This is a genomic window from Streptosporangium sp. NPDC087985, from assembly GCF_044741965.1.
GTDB lineage: Bacteria > Actinomycetota > Actinomycetes > Streptosporangiales > Streptosporangiaceae > Streptosporangium.
On record NZ_JBIUTQ010000024.1, the window covers coordinates 31682 to 49838 of the forward strand.

Sequence of the window (18157 nt, forward strand, 5' to 3'; positions counted from 1 at the left end):
AGGACCTTGCCCCTCGTTTCATCCGACCGCGCTCCATACTCCGGAAGGAGTACACCATCCGCGGTAACGGGATCGGCGTAGTGCCTTCTGCTGCACGACTACGCGGGAGAGCCTGATCACGAGTATTGAGCGCAACGCTCAACGACTCGAGGAGAGATGATGCCAACCCATACGGATGGAGCTCTGGCGAGGCTAGGCCGGTTCTGTTTCCGGCGCCGTCGCCTGGTCCTGCTGACCTGGATTGTCGGTGTGATGGCCGTGGCGTTCGCCGGCTTCGGCTTCGGTGCTGCCCCCGACAACGACTTCACCGGTGGGGACTCCGGGTCGGCCAAGGCGCAGGCTCTGATCGAGAAGCACTTCCCCGAACAGCAGGGGGACACGCTGACTCTTGCGATCAAGGCGGAGAAGGGGATCGACGACCCCGCCGCCCGGAAGAAGATCGAGAAGGTTGTCGCCGATCTGGCGGCCTCACCCATTACCGGGCCGGTGATCTCGCCGTATCAGGACGAGAATCTGGTGACGAAGGATCGTCGTATTGCCCGTACGACGATCCCGTTGACCGACAAGGATGTGGAGAAGACTGAGGTCAAGCCGCTGGTGGACACGGTCAGGGACGCTTCCGGTGACGGCGTGACGTTCGGGCTGGGTGGGAATAAGGCGGAAAAGGCCGAGACGCCCCCGCAGGGTTCGGCCGAGAGCGTGGGCGTCCTGGCGGCAGCGGTGATCTTGTTCATTGCCTTTGGGTCACTGGTGGCGATGGGCCTGCCGATCGTGACTGCGCTGCTGGCGATCCTCGGTGGCATGGCCCTGGTCAAGTTGGTGGGGCATGTGGTCCCCGCGCCGGATTTCACTTTGGTCTTCGCCGCGATGGTCGGGCTCGGTGTCGGCATCGACTACGCACTGTTCATTGTGACCCGCTACAAGGACGGCCTGCAGGACGGTGACGAGCCGGAGGCTGCCACGGTCAAGGCCATCGCAACCGCGGGTCACGCGGTGCTGTTCGCCGGTACGACCGTGGTGATCGCGTTGCTGGGCCTGGTCGTCATGGGACAGCGGCTGATGACCGGCGTGGCCGTCGCCACGTCGGTGACCGTGTTGGTGACGATGATCGCCGCGGTGACCTTGCTGCCGGCGTTCCTGGGCTTCACCGGCTACAAGATCAACTCGCTGCGTCTGCCCCGTCGTATCTCCCGCCGGCAGGAGGCCGATGGTGTCCCGGACCGGGAGCGCCGTACCCTCGCCGAGCGCTGGGCCGGTGTGGTGCAGCGCAAGCCGCTGATCGCAGCGATCCTGGCCGGTGGGGTTCTGCTGGTGATGGGCGCCCCCACGCTGTCGATGCGGCTGAGTCAGCCCGACGCCAGTGTCCAGCCTCACGACAGGAGCAGCTACATCTCATACGAGATCCTCTCCGAGGGCTTCGGCCCCGGCTACAGCGCACCGCTGATCTTCGCCACCGAGGTCGGTTCCAAGGGCGCCGATCTGAGCAACGTCATCAAAGTGGTCAGGAAGACCGAGGGCGTCGCTTACGCAACGCCGCCCCAGGTCAGCAAGGACGGGCAGGCCGCCATCTTCATGGCCTTCCCCAAGACCGGGTATCAGGATGAGGCGACCACGGACCTGGTGCACGAGCTCCGCGACGAGATGCTGCCCAAGGTACCTGGCGGCCAAGAGGTCTACGTCGGTGGCCCGAACGCCGGCACGATCGACTTCGCCGACGAGGCCGGCTCGCGCCTGCCCCTGATGATCGCGGTCGTCATCGCGATGTCCCTGGTGCTGCTGGTCGCCATGGTCCGGTCGGTCACGATCGCGCTGCAGGCCGCCGTGATGAACCTGCTGTCCATCGGCGCCGCCTACGGCGTGCTGGTCGCGATCGTGCAGTGGGGATGGTTCGGCCCGGCCCTTGGATTCCCCACCGCCATGCCGGTCACGACCTGGGTGCCAATGATGATGATGCCGGTCCTGTTCGGCCTGTCGATGGACTACGAGGTCTTCTTGATCTCGCGGGTCCGTGAGGAGTACGAGCGCACCGGCGACACCCGGAGGGCTGTCACCCTCGGGTTGGCGCGGACCGCCAAGGTCATCACGGCCGCGGCCGCCATCATGGTCGCCGTGTTCACCACCTCCCTGCTCGGCCCCGACCTCGCGGTCAAGCAGGGAGGTCTGGGCATGGCCGTCGCCGTGCTCATCGACGCCACCCTCGTCCGAATGATCCTCGTCCCCGCGGTGATGGAACTGTGCGGCAAGGCCAACTGGTGGATGCCCGGACGCCGGGCACCGAAGGCGACCTCGGCTTCACATGCCAGGGTCGAGGAAGAGGTCAGAGTCTGACCCTTCCTCCAGTCGGCCGACCATCCAGAGTGCCCGTCCGGATCCGCTGACATCTGCGCCGCGGCGGGCCAGGTCGGCAAGCGGATGGTCGGCTCGGACAAGACGGAGCTCTCACACAGCGCGTCCAACGGAGTTGTCGATATCAGCGGTTTCGGGGGGCTACCAGGCCGGATTCGTAGGCGAGGACCACGAGGTGGGCGCGGTCACGGGCATGGAGTTTGACCATGGCCCGGTTGATGTGGGTCTTCGCGGTCAGCGGGCTGATCACCATGCGGTCGGCGATCTGGTCGTTGGACAGGCCATGTGCGACCAGGACGACGGCTTCGCGTTCGCGGTTGGTCAGCTCTTTCAGCACCGTGTCGGCGCCCGGGTGGAGCGGCTGGGTGACGTAGCGGTTGATCAGCTTGCGAGTGATCGACGGTGCGAGCAGGGCGTCACCGCGTGCGGCGACACGGACGGCGTGGAGGAGGTCTTCCGGCAGGATGTCCTTGACGAGGAATCCGGCGGCGCCGGCGCGCAGCGCGTTGAAGACGTACTCGTCGAGGCCGTAGTTGGTCAGGATGACGACGTGCACCCGGTCCAGGGCCGGGTCCGCGGCGATGCGCCGGGTCGCCTCGATGCCGTCGACGATCGGCATCTGGATGTCGATGAGCACGATGTCGGGCAGGTGCTGCTTGGCGAGAGCCAGGCCCTCCTTGCCGTCGGCGGCCTCGGCCACCACCTCGATGTCGTCTTCGAGGTCGAGGAGCGCGCGGAATCCACTGCGAATGAGCGGCTGGTCGTCGACCAGCAGGACACGGATCATGGCGTTCGCTCCATGGGAAGCTCGGCCTGGACGGTGAAGCCGCCCTCGTCGCGGGGTTCGGCGCGCAGGTGGCCGCCGAGGGCGGTGACGCGTTCGTGCATCCCGAGCAGTCCGATGCCGGGCATCGGGGCGGCGCCCGGCGCGGCCTTGCCGTCGTCGTCGACGCGTATGGCGAGGGCGTCCGGACGGTAGTCGATCCGGACTGAGGCCGTGGTGGCGGCGGCGTGGCGGGCGACGTTGGTGAGCGACTCCTGAACGATGCGATAGGCGGTCCGGTCCACCGCGGCCGGCACGTCGCATCGCTGTCCTTCGATCGTCAGCGTCGTGTCCAGTCCGCTCGTACGGGCCCGTTTCACCAGTTCCGGTACGTGGTCGAGGCCATGTGGCGGGGGCGCGTCGTCGTCGCGCAGCGCCTCCAGGGTCGCTCGCAGCTCCCGGGTCGCCTCCCGGCCGGCCTCCTGGATCGCCAGCAGAGCCTCCGGCACCTGCTCGCCGCGCTTGCGGGCCACGTGGACGGCGACTTCGGCCTGCACCTTGATGACCGAGATCTGGTGGGTGAGCGAATCGTGCAGCTCCCGCGCGATGTGCAGCCGTTCCTCGTCGGCGCGGCGCCGCGCGGTCTCCTCCCGGGTGCGCTCGGCCTCGTCCGCCCGCCGCTCGGCCTGCCGCAGCGCTTCCCCCGCGGCACCGGCAGCGACCAGCCAGGCCACCTCGAGGGCGCCTCGGGCCTGCGCGAATGCCTCGCCCGTGTCGTGCAGGCCCGAGGCCAGGGCCGCGAGAGGGAGAGCGGCCAGCAGGGTCACGCTCGCCGCCGCCGTGATGATGCGGTGTCCCGCCCGCACGGCGGCGTACACCGCGAACAGGTACGCGACGGCAGGCACGTCGAACCCCGCCGCCTGGTAACCCACCGCGCACAGCCCGGTGACGGCCAGGACGGGAACCGGCGCGCGGCGGCGCGCGGCCAGCGCCAGGCCGCCAGCTGTCAGTAGCGCGTAGCCGAGCAGGTCGAGGTCCGTGGCGGAGTGCTGCCCGGACAGCCCGGTGACCAGCAGCGTCGCCGCCACGCAGACGGCGATCGCCCAGTCTCCGACACCGGCCCGGACACCGAACCGTCCTGTACTCATGTGCGCACCTTAGCCGGATGTCTGCGCGGGCGACTCCTGCGCGCGGATGATCGGCCGGCTACCGCACACGCGGTACCTTCGCGGCTCCTGCGGCGTCCGCGGTAGCCGGCTGCGGCATCGGCGGCAGCACGAATTGCCTGCGCCCGCTGGACGACCGGCGGTGGGTCCGGCGGACATGATCAGGCGACGTCCGGTCGTAGAGAAGGAGCACCCCATGTCCGTCCGTCGCCTGCTTGCCGCCGCCGCAGCCCCCCTGCTCGGAGGTTTCGGGCTTGCCACACCGGCGGCCGCGTACGCCTTGGTCCAGCCGGCCGCCACCAGTGCTTACACCTTGACCGCCGGGCGTCTCTGGTCCTTGGTGGCCGCGCTGCTGGGGCTGGCCGGCGCGGTCATCGGCGGGCTGGCTCTGGCCCGCTCCCGCCGCACCGGCTGAATCGTCAGCCAGGCCGGCGCGCTTCTGCTGTGGGAAACGCTCCGGGCGACCGGGCTCGACCAGGCACTTTCCGCAGCTCTGGGACGGTGGCACAAGCCGCGGGCGATCCGCCAGGCGCATGCGTCCGCCCGCGCGCGGGCCTGGACGCTGGCCGGTGAAGCGGAGATCGTTTTGAGCGCAAGAGTCCGCAGCGGTGCGATCCGGGTGCGGGCATTGCCGTAGTAGACGGCGTTGGTGCAGATCACCAGGTAGCGGCCGGCGTCTGGGGCCAGGTAGAGGCTGGTGCCGGTGAAACCGTGGTGGTACGCGACGCGGCCACCGGCGGCGAGAATCCACGACAGGTCGCGGTCCAGACCCGGTTCGATCGCGGCCTGCGGGACAAGGCTCGCTCGCCGGCGACACCCTGCTGCACGCCGACTTCCACGAGGGCAACCTCCTCACAACCCCGGCCGGGGTGCGGCTCATCGACTGGGGTCTCGCCTGTCACGGTGCAGCGTGGGTCGAGACCGCCCTGCTCATTCCCCGGCTGATCCTGGCCGGTCACACCCCCGAGCAGGCTGAGGCGCGCGCCGAGCAGGTGCCCGCGTGGAAGACCGCACCCGAGGCTGCGGTGACCGGTCTGGCGGCCGTGTGGTCGCTGTTCCGTGAGTTCGTCGCCCGCAACGGCCCTGAGCGCATCCGTGCCTCACGGGCCCACGCTGCTACTGCTGGCCGGGCATGGGTGGAGTACCGCACCACCTGACACCTTGGAGCGCCAACAGAACGTCGCTCACCGGCCAACAGCACGCCACCACCCGGCAGCGGGCTGAGACGCTCGCCGCCGAACTCAACAGCCGCCCACGCAAGACGCTGGGCTGGGACACCCCGACCCAGCGCCTGTCTCGCCGGCTCGAAGCTGCCCTTGAGTCCGAGGCATCATGAGCCTGTGGACATCGAACTACTCTATTTCGCTGGCTGCCCGAACTGGCAACTCGCGCAGGAACGTCTCAGCAAAGCCCTCACGGTCGCGGACCGCTCCGATCTGGTGGTCAACCTCTACGCGGTCGAGACGGATGAGGAAGCCCAGGCCCTCCGCTTCCCGGGGTCACCTACGATCCGCATCGACGGACACGACCCCTTCCCTTCCGCGGCCAGGACCTACGGACTGACCTGCCGCGTCTACACGACACCAGATGGCCTTGCTGGTGCGCCCACTGTTGACCAACTCGTCCAGGCACTCACCCACGAACCCTAAGATCGTCGCAACACGATCGCTGTGTTGCGACGATCCCTAGAATCCGCCATGGCGGGGCGGGGTCACCGGCCTGGGTAACGCCGGGCCGTCTAACGGGCGCTGCCCAGCAGCAGCCGGATCCACCAGTCGCCGGCCTCGGCTGCTCGCTGCTCCATGAAGTCTCCGTTGGAGAAGGGTGGGTGCGGCCCTCGCGTCCGTGGGGTGAAGCGAGGGCCGCCCAGCCTGGGTGGGGGCCGGTCAACCACGGTGGTCTTTCCACATGGAGAAGGTGAGGTAGGACCACCGGCCCTTGCCACCGTGTGACCTGAGCGACGAGGCGGCCGGGCGTTGAAGACGCGGCGGATAGTCGCGGCGCAGCCGCAGCACCGCATCCTGGGCGAGGTAGTCGGCCAGGAGTCGGGCGGCGCCGTCCGGGTCGGAGATCGGATGGTTGATCCAGTCGCCCGCCGCGGCGGGCCAGCGGAAATCCTCAGGGTCGCACTACACGAGAAGCCCCTCGGGAAGAGCCAGCGTGGGGTAGCCGTTGCGCATCACCATGACGTCGGAGTTCAGCGTCGGGATGCCTTGCTCCGGCAGAGCCGCGCGCATGGCTCTGCCAGCGTGAAGCAGCACCATCTGCGTGTCGGTTCGGGCACCAGTTGACGATCAACTGGCTTCAAAATGTCGACGAGTATGAGCACCATATCTCGGACGGAAACCGGTCGCCGTCTCATGGAGATAGATCAACTATGGTGACCGGCTATGAAAACCCTCATCGTCGGTGGCACTGGCTTTCTCGGCAGCGAGCTCGCTCGCCAATGCCTGGCGGGAGGGTATGAAGTTGCCGCGACCTATCTGACCCGCCCAGGCGAGACTGCAGGCGTCAAGTGGTTGCCGCTCGATCTGCGCCGACAAGAGGATGTTTGCGTGTTGATCAGCGCATTGCGCCCGGAGCTGGTCGTCAATGCCGCGTTCCGTCAGACCGATTGGACGACTACGGCGGTTGGTGCCGCGAACATGGCTCTCGCCGCCTCCCTGGTAGGCGGACATCTGGTTCATGTGTCGAGCGATGCGGTTTTCTCTGGTGCCGCCATTCGCTATGACGAGACATGTGTCCCGGACCCGATCACGCCGTACGGTGCGGCGAAGGCAGCCGCCGAGACGGCAGTGAACGCGATCTTGCCCACTGCGGTTATAGCCCGGACATCGCTCATCATCGGTGACGGGGATTCCTCGCACGAGGCCCTGGTGCATTCACTGACCACCCGCAGGTCGAGTGGAGCGCTGTTCACGGACGATGTGCGGTGCCCCGTCCACGTTGTTGATCTTGCTGCGGCACTCCTGGAACTTGCCGCGTCCGAGTATTGCGGTATCCACCACGTCGCAGGAGCCGATGCCGTGAGCCGATACGAGCTCGGGCTGCTCATCGCCCAACGCGACGGTCTCGATGTTGGACTCTTGTCTTCTGGGCGGCGAGCGGACACCGACTTGCCCGGCCCGATAGATGTGCGCTTGGAATGCGCCATGACGCAGCGGCGGCTTCGGACCAAACTGCGTGGCGCACGGCAGTTTCTAGGGTGACGGTCAGTGTTGGTCTAGAAGACGATGCTGTTGCGTTTAGCTGGGAAGCCGTCGGCCAAGAGAGGTTGAACGAGGCAACGGGACACCTGTAGATCAACGATCGGCGAAGAAAGTCGATCAAGCACAGGGGTCCCGTTGCAGGAGAAGTCTGTCATCACGCGGATGATCGAGACAGCTGGGGGCGTGTACGCCCCCGGATCACGTTTTCGAGCGCGGACTTGCAGCCCGTCCACGATGCCAAACGCAACGGCGTTGTCCTCATAACCCTCATGATCATGATATTGACCTGCGGGGGAATGGTCCGGTCGGGGATTGTGTGAAATCTTTCACAAGGTAGTCTCCCTCCCGAAGGAGCCGCCGTGTGAAGGCATCCGACGAGTTCCAGGCACCGGGCCTTGACCTGTTCCACTTTCCCCCGCTCTGGCCGGGCGCGCCGTACTGGCTGACCAAACCGATCGTGATGGCCGTGGTGGGAGCCATTCTGATCTGCGCCCTGATGTGGGCCGCGTTCGCCAAGCCCAAGCTGGTGCCGCGTGGTCTGCAGAACGTCGCGGAGATGGGCTACGTTTTCGTCCGCGACCAGGCGGCCAGGCCCTTTCTCGGTAAGGACGCCGATCGCTGGATGGGGCTGCTGCTCAGCATCTTTTTCCTGTCCTGGATCTGGAACCTGATGGGCGTGATCCCGCTCGTCCAGCTCCCTGTCTCCTCCTTCCTGGCCTTCCCGGCGGTGATCGCCCTCTCGGTTTATGTCATCAAGATCTACGTAGGCATCCGCGCCCAGGGAGCAAAGGGTTATGTCGGCAACCTCATCCCCCGAGGCCTGCCCAAGCTCGCATACATCCTGCTGATCCCACTGGAGCTGCTGCAGAACTTCGTGACCTCCCTGTTCACCCACATGCTCCGGCTGGCCGCCAACATGTTCGCCGGGCACCTGATCCTGGCGTTCTTCAGCGCGGTGGGTTTCTGGTTCCTGTTTGAGCGGCCCACCCTGCTGGGCGTCCCGATCGGCGTGCTCGGCGTGGTCATGGCCATCGTGATGACCGGATTCGAGATGTTCATCCAGTTCCTGCAGGCCTACCTCTTCGTGCTGCTCACCGCCCTCTTCATCGGGTCCTCGCTCAACCCGGAGCACTGAGGAGGCCCCGGCTTCTCCCTGAAGGGGACGTTCTCAGGCCGGCGACCGCTCCGATCGATACCTTGGTCCGGTCCCGACGCCCCTGCTCGCCACGGGTGTTGTTCCGCCAAGATGGTGATCAATGTGGCACCTGTGGTGCCGTCGGCTGTCGGGGTTCCGGGGCGGAGGGAAACGCCGTGCCATTCACCATTCTCGGTCCGGTCAGGGCGCAGCGGAACGGCAGGTCAAGCGCTCTGGGCCGGTCCCAGCGGCGGGGGCTGCTCGGCTTCCTGCTACTCAACGCCGGTCGGGTCGTCACGTTGGAGGCGCTGATCGACGCCCTCTGGGACGGTGCGCCCCCGTCCTCGGCCCGCTCCCAGATCTACTCGGGGATCCACGCGATCCGCAGCGAGCTGCGGGCCCTCGGCATCGAGGAGGTGAGATCGGTCCGGGGCGGCTACACGCTGCGGGCAGATACCGAGGAGCTGGACCTTGCCCTGTTCGAGGCCTGTGAGAGGCAGGCCCGGTCGCAGCAGGATCCCGAGCAGGCCGTCCAGTCGCTCCGCCAAGGTCTCGGACTCTGGAACGGCCCCGCGTTGAGTGACGCCTCGGGGGCATATGTCGAGTCGGTCCGGGCCCATCTCGAGGAGAAGCGACTCGCCTGTGTCGAAAGACTGATCGACGCCGAACTGGCCCTGGGACGGCACAGTACGGTGATCAGCGAGTTCCAGGGGCTGGTGAGCGGCCACCCGCTGCGAGAGCGGCTGCGCGCACAGCTCATGCTGGCGCTCTACCGGAGCGGGCGCCGGATCGACGCCCTCGATCTCGCCCGTGAGCTGCGCCGCAGACTCGTCGAGGAGCACGGTCTGGACCCCGGCCACGCGGTGGTCGAGCTGGAGCAGGCCATCCTGCGGGCCGATCCGTCCCTGGACCTCCCGGCGCCGCGTGCCGTGGCGGCCACCCGCGGGGTGTCTCCGGCCGATGCCCCCGCCCAGCTTCCGGCGGACACCGCCGACTTCACCGGGCGAGGTCAGGAACTGGCCGCCGCAGTGCGGGCCCTGACCGGTGTGCCGGGAGCCGTGCCGCGGCTCTGTGTGATCGCCGGCCCACCGGGCGTCGGGAAGACCGCCTTTGCCGTGCATGTCGGGCACCGGGTCCGCGAGTACTACCCGGACTGCCAGCTCTTCGTCGACCTGCGTGGCGCGGACAACCAGCCGGCGGACCCCGGCGAGGTGCTCGCCGGTTTCCTGCGCGCGCTGGGCGTCGACGGCAGGGCGATCCCGGAGAGCTGTGCCGAGCGCTCCGCGCTCTACCGGACCCTGCTCGCCGACCGGTGCGCGCTCGTGGTGCTCGACAACGCGACGGATGAGGACCAGTTACGGCCTCTGCTGCCCGGGGCGGCCACCTGCGCCGTTCTGGTGACCAGCCGCAGACGGCTTGCCGGCCTGGGCGTCCAGGAGCTGATCGGCCTGCGTCCGTTCGACAGCGAGGAGTCGGTCACGCTGGTGAGCCGGATCGCCGGAGCGGACCGTATCGCCCGCGAGGACGCCGAAACCCGCGAGGTGGCACGGCTCTGCGGCGGACTGCCGCTCGCACTGCGCATCGCGGGAGCGCGTCTCGCCGCGCGGCCACATCGCGGTATCGGTGAACTGGCCGCGCGCCTTGCCGACGAGCACCGCCGCCTGGACGAGCTCTCCTATTCCGGGCTCGCCGTCCGGGCCAGTCTCGACCTGAGCTACCGGGGCCTGAGCGAGCCGGAGCGGCGACTGCTGCGGCGGCTGGCCTTTCTCGACGTTCCCCAGGTCACGCCGTGGCTGGCCGTCGCGGTCAGCGGTGAGGATCGGGCCGATGCCGAGGAGATGCTGGAGAGCCTGACGGACATCCACCTGGTGCAGGTCGCCGGCGTCGATCGCACCGGTCAGATCCGGTACAGCCTGCATGATCTCGTGCGCGCCTACTGCCGGGAGCGGATGGCCGGGGACGAGACCGCCACCGACGCGGTGTCCACGGTCGCGTTGGCCGCCCGGCACCTGCTCCGGCTGGCCGCCGAGGCGCGAGGTGCCAACCGGGGTCGCGACTACTGGGCCCGCCTCGCCGAGGAGCTGACCGTCGAGGTCGACCAGGCGAGCCTGACCTGTGCCGCGAGCAACGCGGTGGCCTGGCTTGAGGCTGAGCGGGCCACTCTTTCCGGCATCCTGCGGCAGACCTCAGCCCTGGGTCTTTCCGGCGAGTGCTGGCGGATCGCCCTGATGGGGACCTGGCTCTACGACGTCCAGTCCTACACGGGCGAATACCGGGCGATGCTCTCGATCGCCCGTCAGGCGGCTCAGGAGTCGGGCGACAGACGTGCCGAGGCGATCGTGATGGCGGCCTCCGGTGAGCTGCGCATATTCTCCGGGGCCGTGGAGGAGGGCGGGTCCATGCTCCAGGAGGCTGAGCGGATCTTCGTCGAGCTCGGGGACGAGTACGGGCTGGCCGACGTCGGGCGCAACCTGGGAAACCTGGAACGCCTGCGAGGCGAGTACGCCGCCGCTCTGCGGCGCTATCGATGGCTGCGTGAGTCCTTCCAGGCGGTGGGAGATCACGCCGGAGAGGCCCTGGCCCTGCGTTCCATCGGCCAGATCCATATGGACGAGTGTCGACTCGGGGAGGCTCTGCCGTACCTGGAGGAGGCTCTCGCCGTGGCGATGAGGGGCCGGGGCGACTGGCAGCGGCTGGCCGTGTTGGTCTGGCTCGGGGAGGCCTACTGGAGGCTGGGGCGGCTGGACGAGGCCCGGGCGGCGTTTCTGCCGGTCGCCCAGGCGGTGGAGCAGGCGGGCGACTCTTCGGGAGGCGCCTACGCCCGACTTGGCCTGGCGCGGGTGGCCCTCGATGCCGGCGACCATAAGGAGGCCCGGGCTCAGCTCGCCCTGGCGACCGAGCACGTCATCCGCTGTGAAGTCCTGCCGGTGCTCTGCAAGGTCAGCATGGAGATCGCCAGAGCGCGACTGCGCGTTGGAGACGTCGGAGAGGCCGCGGAGAGGATCGAGCATGTCCTCCCGTTGATCGCCGAGATGGCCATCCCCTCGCTGCGGACCAAGGCCATGGAGCTGCTGGCGGAGGTCCGCGAGCAGCTGGGCGATGCCGAGGATGCGGCCCGGGTCCGTGCCGAGATCCGGAGAGCCCGCGGGGACCTGGAGCGAGGTCAAGGCGTGTAGATCACGTATAGCTCGCGTATCAACCCATGCTGACAGAAATAACTACCGATGATCCACCGGGTCACGCGCACGAGTACTGGGCTTTTTCACCGGGGAGAGGCGGCCTGGCCCCGGTGGAGTGAGCCGGCCGGTGTTGACCGACCGAGAAGGAGGTGACCATGCGTCCTTTCGAATGGGGGTGATCGGGCGAGGTGGTAGCGGCCGCTCTACGGGGGCGGACAGGCAGGAGAGCCTGTCATGACCGGCCGTGGACCCGGCCTTCACATGGTGGCCGGCGGTGAGTCCCCGAGGCCCCGCCGGCCGCCGCGTACGACGACAGAGAGGAGGCGGCGGTGGACGCCGATGGCAAGGGTGGGGCCTTCCGGCAGGCATTCGCCGTGGCCGAGTTCCGGGCGCTGTGGGCGGCCATGGCGGTCGTGCGGACCGGTACCCAACTGGGGCGGGTGGCTCTGGCGGTGCTCGCCTACGAGCGCACCGGTTCGGCGGCGGTGACCGCGCTCGTCTACGCCCTCACCCTGCTTCCGGCGTTGATCGGTGGACCGTTGCTGGGCGGTCTCGCCGACCGCTATCCGCGCCGGCGGCTGATCGTCGTCTGCGGGCTGACCCGGGCCGCGCTGATCGCACTGGTCGCCGTTCCGGGGATCCCGCTGCCGGTGCTGTGCGCGCTGCTCTTCGCCTCGCAGCTGCTCGAATCACCCACGGTGGCCGCCCAGATGGCTCTTACCCCCGACATTCTTCCTTCTGAGGCGTACCAGGCCGGTATCGCGATACAGCACCTCACCTCCCAGATCGTCACCCTGGCCGGATTCGCGGCCGGGGGCGTGCTGGTGGCCGCGGTGGGAACGACCGGATCACTCGCCATCAACGCCGCGGCCTTCGCGCTGGCTGCGCTGGTCGTGTCCCGGGGGATCCGCTTCCGGCCCGCCACCCGAGCCCGCGACACCGGCGGTCAGGTACGGCGGGACGGGCCGATGACCGGAGTGCGTCTGCTGGTCGCCGACCGCCGGCTGCGGAGCCTGCTGGCCCTCGCCATGCTCGCCGGCTTCCATGTCGTCCCGGAGGTCCTGGCCGCCCCGTACGCCGACGAACTCCGCCAGGACACCGCGATGGTGGGTCTGCTCATGGCCGCCCTCCCGGTGGGTAACGTGCTGGGTGTCTTCCTCTTCACCCGATCCGTTCCCGCCCCTGCCCGGTTGCGGTTGCTTGGACCTCTCGCGCTCGCCGCAAGCCTCCCGCTGCTGGTATCGCCGCTCCTGCCGGGCCCCGTCGCGTCGCTGGCACTGTGGGCTCTGGTCGGAATGCTGGGGGCCTACCAGGTCACCGCGAACGCGGAGTTCGTCCGGATCGTCCCTACCGAGCGGCGTGGCCAGGTACTCGGTCTCGCGTCGGCGGCGTTGGTGGCCGCGCAGGGGCTGGGCATGATCGTGGGCGGAATGCTCGCCACCCGACTGGGAGTGCCGGGTGCCCTCGCCGTCGCGGGGGCGGCCGGGTTGGTGGTCGGCGCGCCGGCCGCTCTCGGCTGGCACCGGGCCCGCGTCCGGTCCGAGACCGCCGCCCCCCGCCCGAGCGGAAGACGGCCGGCTGTCAGGTAGTGCTCCCTGACCTGGACGGTGGACGGAGCCGGGACCGTGTCCTGCCCCGGCCGGCGCATCACCGCCGCCCATGAGCCGCGCGGTGGCGGACACCGGCCAGGTGTACCGCGGTGTGCGAGGTTCCCGGCCCGGCGTGTTCGATCTCCGTCCGTCTTCACTCTATTTTCTTACCTATGGACTCACGGAGGCGTGTTCCGCGCACCGACCTCGTGCTCGCCGATCCGCGCCTGGTCGCGACGGCGGGGAAGCTGGGGCGGACGATCGTCAAGGACGCCGTGGCACAGGCCCAGCGGCGGGCGCGGCAGGGGGAGATCGGACCCGAGGAGGTCGCGGACGCGGCGGTGGCGGCGCTTCCGCTGTACGCCACGAGCATGCGACCGGTAATCAACATGACCGGCGTGCTGCTCCACACCAATCTCGGCAGGGCGCCCTTGTCAGCGGCGGCGATCGCCGCGACGGCGGCCGTCGCGGGCTCCGCCGACGTGGAGTTCGACCTGGTCACCGGTGCCCGTGCCCGGCGCGGCCGGGGTGCGCTGGAGGCGCTCGCGCAGGCGGTGCCCGCCGCCGAGGACGTGCACGTGGTCAACAACAACGCCGCCGCGCTCGTGCTGGTGGCCACCGCGCTCGCCGCCGGACGGGAGATTGTGGTCAGCCGGGGAGAGCTGGTGGAGATCGGGGACGGGTTCCGCATCCCCGACCTGCTGGTCTCCACCGGCGCGAGGTTGCGCGAGGTGGGCACCACCAACCGCACCTCCTACGCGGACTACGCGGCGGCCGTCGGGCCGGAGACCGGGTTCGTGCTCAAGGTGCACCCGTCGAATTTCCGGGTCGAGGGCTTCACCGGCTCGGTCGAGGCCGCGGAGCTCTGCGGCCTCGGTGTGCCGGTCGTGGTCGACATCGGTTCCGGCCTGCTGGCGCGCGAGCCGCTGCTGCCCGAGGAGCCCGACGCGGCGGGCATGCTCAAGGCGGGGGCCGACCTGGTCACCGCCAGCGGTGACAAGCTGCTCGGCGGGCCACAGGCGGGACTGCTGCTCGGCCGGCGCGATCTGGTCGAACGGTGCAGGCGGCACCCGCTCGCCCGCGCCCTGCGGGTGGACAAGCTGACCCTGGCCGCGCTGGAGGCCACCCTGCGCGGGCCCGCCACGCCCCTTCACGAGGCGCTGCACGCCGATCCGGCGGTGCTGGGCGAGCGCGCCGAGCTGCTCGCCGACAAGCTGGCCGGGGCCGGCATCGACGCGAGGGCCGTACCGAGCGAGGCGACCGTGGGCGGTGGGGGAGCGCCCGGCGTGACGCTGCCCAGCGTGGCGGTGAGCCTGCCCGAGCGGTTCACCGTACCGCTGCGGACCGGCGCGACCGCGGTCGTCGGCCGGGTGGAGGGCGGCCGGCTCCTGCTCGACCTGCGGACCCTTCCCGCGGTTTGGGACGACGAGGTGATGCGGGCGGTTCTGGAGGCGGACGTCTGATGCACGTCGTCGCGACGGCGGGCCACGTCGACCACGGCAAGTCCACGCTGGTACGGGCGCTCACCGGGATGGAGCCGGACCGGCTGGCGGAGGAACGGCGGCGGGGGCTGACGATCGAGCTCGGGTACGCCTGGACGACGCTGCCCTCGGGGGAGCGGCTGGCCTTCGTCGACGTGCCCGGACACGAGCGGTTCCTCGGCACGATGCTGGCCGGGGTCGGTTCCGCGCCCGCCGTCATGTTCGTGGTGGCGGCCGACGAGGGCTGGATGCCGCAGTCCGAGGAGCACCTGGTCGCGCTGGAGGCCCTCGGGGTACGGCACGGCCTGCTCGTGGTGACCCGGGCCGACCTGGCCGACCCCGCGCCGGCGATCGGGCGGGCGCGGGCCCGGATGGCCGCGATCGGCCTGGGCGAGGTCGAGACACTGGCGGTGAGCGGCCGTACGGGGCAGGGGCTCGACGGGCTGCGGGAGGCGCTGGACCGGCTGGTGGCCGCACTGCCCGTGCCCGATCCGAAGGCACCGGTCCGGCTCTGGGTCGACCGGGCGTTCAGCGTGCGGGGCAGCGGCACGGTGGTGACCGGGACGCTGCCCGAGGGGACGGTCGCGGTCGGGGACGAGCTGGCGCTTCCCGGCGGGCCGGTCCGGGTCCGAGGGTTGGAGAGCCTGAAGGAGCCGCTGACCTCGGTGACCGGCGTGGCCCGGGTGGCGGTCAACCTGCGGGGGCAGGGCGTTCCCGAACGCGGCCGGGCCCTGGTCACACCGGGAGCGTGGACCTTCACCGACCTGGTCGACGTGCGGCTCACCCCGGTCGGAGCCACCGGGGTGGTGGCGGCCGCCGGCGCTGCCGGACAGTTTGACGGGGCCGGAGCCGCCGGAACGGCCGGAGCCGATGTGCCGGGACGGGAGGGGGCCGCCTGGGCGCGAGTGCCGGGAGACCCGGGCGAAAGCGGCCTGCCGCGGCGGCTGACCGCGCACATCGGGTCGGCGGCGGTGGTGTGCGAGGTGCGGCCGCTCGGCGGGCGGATCGTACGGCTCCGCCTGGCCAGGCCGCTCCCGCTGCACCTGGGCGACGTGCTGCTGCTCCGTGATCCTGGCCGGGACCGCGCCGAGGTGCGGGTGCTCGCCGGGGCGAGCGTGCTCGACCTGCGTCCGCCGGAGCTGCGCCGCCGGGGCGCGGCGCGGGAACGTGCGGGCCGGCTCGCGGCGGCCCGGCCGGACGCGACCTCCCTGCTCCGCGCTCACCCTCTGCTGCGCGCCGGCGAGCTGTCGGCCATGGGGTGTGTCCCGGAGGGAGAGCCGGTGTGCGGTGACTGGTATGCCGATCCGGCCTACTGGTCGGGGCTGGAGGAGCGTCTTCCCCAGGTGGTGCGGCGGTACGCCGCCGAGCATCCGCTGGAGCCGGGCATGCCGGCGGAGGCGGCCCGCCACGAGCTCGGTCTGCCCGACCGGCGGCTGGTCGCGGCGCTCGTGCGGCGCCCGCTCGCCGTCGCCGACGGGCGGATCGTGAGCGGACCGCCGGCCCTGCCCGCGCCGGTGGCCCGGGCACTCGAACGGCTCGGCGCGGAGCTGGCCGCCCATCCCTTCCGGGCGCCGGAGGCCGGGCGGCTGGCCGAGCTGGGGCTGGGGCCCCGGGAGCTGGCGGCGGCCGTACGGACGGGGGCCCTGCTGCGCGTGGCCGACGGGATCGTGCTGCTGCCCGGCGCGGATGTCCGGGCCGCGGCGTCGCTCGCCCGGCTGCCGCAGCCGTTCACGGTCAGCCAGGCCCGGCAGGCCCTGGACACCAGCCGCAGAGTCGCGGTGCCGCTGCTGGAACACCTTGATCACCGAGGGCTCACCGAGCGGGTCGACGGGGTCCACCGCCGGTGCCGGGTACCGTCACCCGGTTAGGGGTATGCCGTACGCCCGGTAAAGGACCGTCCGATTACTTCCTGAAGCGTCGGGTACGTACTTTGACCTGGGGAAAGACCGTCGCTCGATGCTTTCGGCGCTTTTGGCGAGGAAGGAATGCGTCATGCCTGACAACAAGGGCGTTACCTACCAGGGGCCGGGCAGCGTGGAGGTTCAGGCCATCGCCTACCCCGAGTTCGAGCTCAAGGACGGCCCCGGGGTCAATTCGGCCAACGTAGGGCGCAAGGTCCGGCACGGTGCGATCGTCAAGGCCATCGCGACCAACATCTGCGGCAGCGACCAGCACATGGTCCGCGGCCGCACCACCGCGCCCCGCGGGCTCGTCCTCGGTCACGAGATCACCGGCGAGGTCGTCGAGGTCGGCTCCGACGTGGAGTTCACCAAGGTGGGTGACCTGGTGTCGGTCCCCTTCAACATCGCCTGTGGCCGCTGCCGCAACTGCAAGGAAGGGAAGACCGGCATCTGCGAGAACGTCAACCCCGACCGGCCCGGCTCTGCCTACGGCTACGTCGACATGGGCGGCTGGCCCGGGGGGCAGGCCGAGTACGTGCTCGTTCCCTACGCCGACTGGAATCTGCTGAAATTTCCGGACAAGGACCAGGCGATGGAGAAGATCCTCGACCTGGCCATGCTCGCGGACATCTTCCCGACCGGTTTCCACGGCTGCGTCACCGCCGGAGTGAAGCCGGGGTCGACCGTCTACATCGCGGGCGCCGGCCCGGTCGGGCTCGCCGCGGCCGTCTCGGCGTTCCTGCTCGGGGCCGCCGTGGTCATCGTCGGTGACCTGAACGAGGACCGTCTCGCCCAGGCCCGTAGCTTCGGCTGCGAGACCGTCGACGTCTCCCAGGGCGAGCCAAAGGACCAGATCGAGCAGATCCTCGGCGTGCCCGAGGTGGACTGCGGCGTCGACGCCGTCGGGTTCGAAGCCCGCGGCCACGGCGCCCAGGCGGGTACGGAACAGCCCGCCACCGTGCTCAACTCGCTCATGGACCTCACCCGGGCGGGCGGCGCGCTCGGCATTCCGGGGCTGTACGTGACCGGTGACCCGGGCGCCGCGGACGAGGCGGCGAAGCAGGGGTCCCTGTCCATCCGGCTCGGCCTCGGCTGGGCCAAGTCGCTCTCCTTCGCTACCGGCCAGTGTCCCGTCATGCGGTACAACCGCCGGCTGATGACGGCGATCCTGAACGACCGGGTGCAGATCGCCAAGGCGGTCAACGCCACCCCGATCCCGCTCGACCAGGCACCTCGGGGATACGAGGAGTTCGACAAGGGCGCCGCGCGCAAATACGTGTTGGACCCGCACGGCATGCTGGTGGCGGCCCAGTAGCCGGCGCCTCCTCCTTGCCGGGGTCGCCACGTGCCCCTCGCGCCGGGAGCATGGGGCGCCCCGGCACCGGAGT

Annotated in this window: 15 protein-coding genes; 11 read left to right on the forward strand and 4 right to left on the reverse strand. The window is 69.9% G+C overall.

The genetic code is table 11. The annotated features are described in order from the left end of the window. Positions 1 to 159 precede the first annotated feature (159 nt). Positions 160 to 2328 carry an MMPL family transporter gene (locus ACIN94_RS29155; protein WP_400712828.1) on the forward strand — a complete coding sequence of 723 codons (2169 nt, stop codon included), beginning with the start codon at positions 160 to 162 and terminating at the stop codon, positions 2326 to 2328. Between the two features lie 142 nt (positions 2329 to 2470). On the opposite strand, the gene ACIN94_RS29160 is transcribed toward ACIN94_RS29155, so the two are convergent. Both ACIN94_RS29160 and ACIN94_RS29165 read right to left on the reverse strand, forming a co-directional pair. Beyond that, the gene (locus ACIN94_RS29160) at positions 2471 to 3133 is read right to left on the reverse strand and encodes a response regulator (protein WP_400712831.1); all 663 of its coding nucleotides are present in this window, start codon (positions 3131 to 3133) and stop codon (positions 2471 to 2473) included. Then, positions 3130 to 4257, reverse strand: a complete 1128-nt coding sequence (locus ACIN94_RS29165) for a sensor histidine kinase (protein WP_400712834.1) — start codon at positions 4255 to 4257, stop codon at positions 3130 to 3132. The genes ACIN94_RS29160 and ACIN94_RS29165 overlap by 4 nt, the downstream gene beginning before the upstream one ends. 214 nt (positions 4258 to 4471) lie before the next feature. Between ACIN94_RS29165 and ACIN94_RS29170 the strand changes: the two genes are divergently transcribed. The 3 genes from ACIN94_RS29170 (at position 4472) to ACIN94_RS29180 (ending at position 5924) form a co-directional block, all read left to right on the forward strand. Continuing rightward, a complete protein-coding gene (locus ACIN94_RS29170; protein WP_400712837.1) occupies positions 4472 to 4690 on the forward strand; it encodes a DUF6223 family protein in 219 nt (72 codons plus the stop codon). 406 nt (positions 4691 to 5096) lie between these two features. Continuing rightward, the gene (locus ACIN94_RS29175; protein ID WP_400712956.1) at positions 5097 to 5432 is read left to right on the forward strand and encodes a phosphotransferase; all 336 of its coding nucleotides are present in this window, start codon (positions 5097 to 5099) and stop codon (positions 5430 to 5432) included. 183 nt (positions 5433 to 5615) lie between these two features. Further along, entirely contained in the window at positions 5616 to 5924 is a 309-nt protein-coding gene (locus ACIN94_RS29180; protein ID WP_400712840.1) for a thioredoxin family protein, read from the forward strand. Between the two features lie 89 nt (positions 5925 to 6013). On the opposite strand, the gene ACIN94_RS29185 is transcribed toward ACIN94_RS29180, so the two are convergent. Together ACIN94_RS29185 and ACIN94_RS29190 are read right to left on the reverse strand one after the other, a co-directional pair. After that, positions 6014 to 6169, reverse strand: a complete 156-nt coding sequence (locus ACIN94_RS29185; protein WP_400712843.1) for a hypothetical protein — start codon at positions 6167 to 6169, stop codon at positions 6014 to 6016. A gap of 235 nt (positions 6170 to 6404) precedes the next feature. Then, entirely contained in the window at positions 6405 to 6539 is a 135-nt protein-coding gene (locus ACIN94_RS29190; RefSeq protein ID WP_400712846.1) for a hypothetical protein, read from the reverse strand. 126 nt (positions 6540 to 6665) lie between these two features. On the opposite strand from ACIN94_RS29190, the gene ACIN94_RS29195 reads away from it, so the two are divergent. The 7 genes from ACIN94_RS29195 to fdhA all read left to right on the forward strand — a co-directional run bounded on the left by ACIN94_RS29195 (position 6666) and on the right by fdhA (position 18084). Then, positions 6666 to 7484 carry an SDR family oxidoreductase gene (locus ACIN94_RS29195; RefSeq protein ID WP_400712849.1) on the forward strand — a complete coding sequence of 273 codons (819 nt, stop codon included), beginning with the start codon at positions 6666 to 6668 and terminating at the stop codon, positions 7482 to 7484. A gap of 361 nt (positions 7485 to 7845) precedes the next feature. Continuing rightward, a complete protein-coding gene (gene atpB, locus ACIN94_RS29200; protein WP_400712852.1) occupies positions 7846 to 8619 on the forward strand; it encodes a F0F1 ATP synthase subunit A in 774 nt (257 codons plus the stop codon). A 176-nt stretch (positions 8620 to 8795) separates the two neighbouring features. Then, complete coding sequence (locus ACIN94_RS29205; RefSeq protein WP_400712855.1) at positions 8796 to 11795, forward strand: BTAD domain-containing putative transcriptional regulator; 3000 nt, start codon at positions 8796 to 8798, stop codon at positions 11793 to 11795. Between the two features lie 332 nt (positions 11796 to 12127). Further along, positions 12128 to 13387, forward strand: coding sequence for an MFS transporter (locus tag ACIN94_RS29210; protein ID WP_400712858.1), 1260 nt, complete (start codon positions 12128 to 12130; stop codon positions 13385 to 13387). Positions 13388 to 13560: 173 nt separating this feature from the next. Further along, the gene (gene selA / locus ACIN94_RS29215) at positions 13561 to 14850 is read left to right on the forward strand and encodes an L-seryl-tRNA(Sec) selenium transferase (protein WP_400712861.1); all 1290 of its coding nucleotides are present in this window, start codon (positions 13561 to 13563) and stop codon (positions 14848 to 14850) included. Further along, on the forward strand, positions 14850 to 16736 hold the full coding sequence (locus tag ACIN94_RS29220) for a SelB C-terminal domain-containing protein (protein WP_400712864.1): 1887 nt from the start codon (positions 14850 to 14852) through the stop codon (positions 16734 to 16736). The genes selA and ACIN94_RS29220 overlap by 1 nt, the downstream gene beginning before the upstream one ends. Positions 16737 to 16860: 124 nt before the next feature. Then, positions 16861 to 18084, forward strand: coding sequence for a formaldehyde dehydrogenase, glutathione-independent (fdhA, locus tag ACIN94_RS29225; protein ID WP_400712867.1), 1224 nt, complete (start codon positions 16861 to 16863; stop codon positions 18082 to 18084). Positions 18085 to 18157: the final 73 nt, after the last annotated feature.

Coding starts and splice junctions, on each gene's coding strand:
- fdhA (WP_400712867.1), top strand. CDS start 16,861: ATGCCTGACAACAAGGGCGTTACCTACCAGGGGCCGGGCAGCGTGGAG.
- selA (WP_400712861.1), top strand. CDS start 13,561: ATGGACTCACGGAGGCGTGTTCCGCGCACCGACCTCGTGCTCGCCGAT.
- ACIN94_RS29160 (WP_400712831.1), bottom strand. CDS start 3,133: ATGATCCGTGTCCTGCTGGTCGACGACCAGCCGCTCATTCGCAGTGGA.
- ACIN94_RS29195 (WP_400712849.1), top strand. CDS start 6,666: ATGAAAACCCTCATCGTCGGTGGCACTGGCTTTCTCGGCAGCGAGCTC.
- ACIN94_RS29220 (WP_400712864.1), top strand. CDS start 14,850: ATGCACGTCGTCGCGACGGCGGGCCACGTCGACCACGGCAAGTCCACG.
- ACIN94_RS29170 (WP_400712837.1), top strand. CDS start 4,472: ATGTCCGTCCGTCGCCTGCTTGCCGCCGCCGCAGCCCCCCTGCTCGGA.
- ACIN94_RS29165 (WP_400712834.1), bottom strand. CDS start 4,257: ATGAGTACAGGACGGTTCGGTGTCCGGGCCGGTGTCGGAGACTGGGCG.
- ACIN94_RS29155 (WP_400712828.1), top strand. CDS start 160: ATGCCAACCCATACGGATGGAGCTCTGGCGAGGCTAGGCCGGTTCTGT.
- ACIN94_RS29190 (WP_400712846.1), bottom strand. CDS start 6,539: ATGGTGCTGCTTCACGCTGGCAGAGCCATGCGCGCGGCTCTGCCGGAG.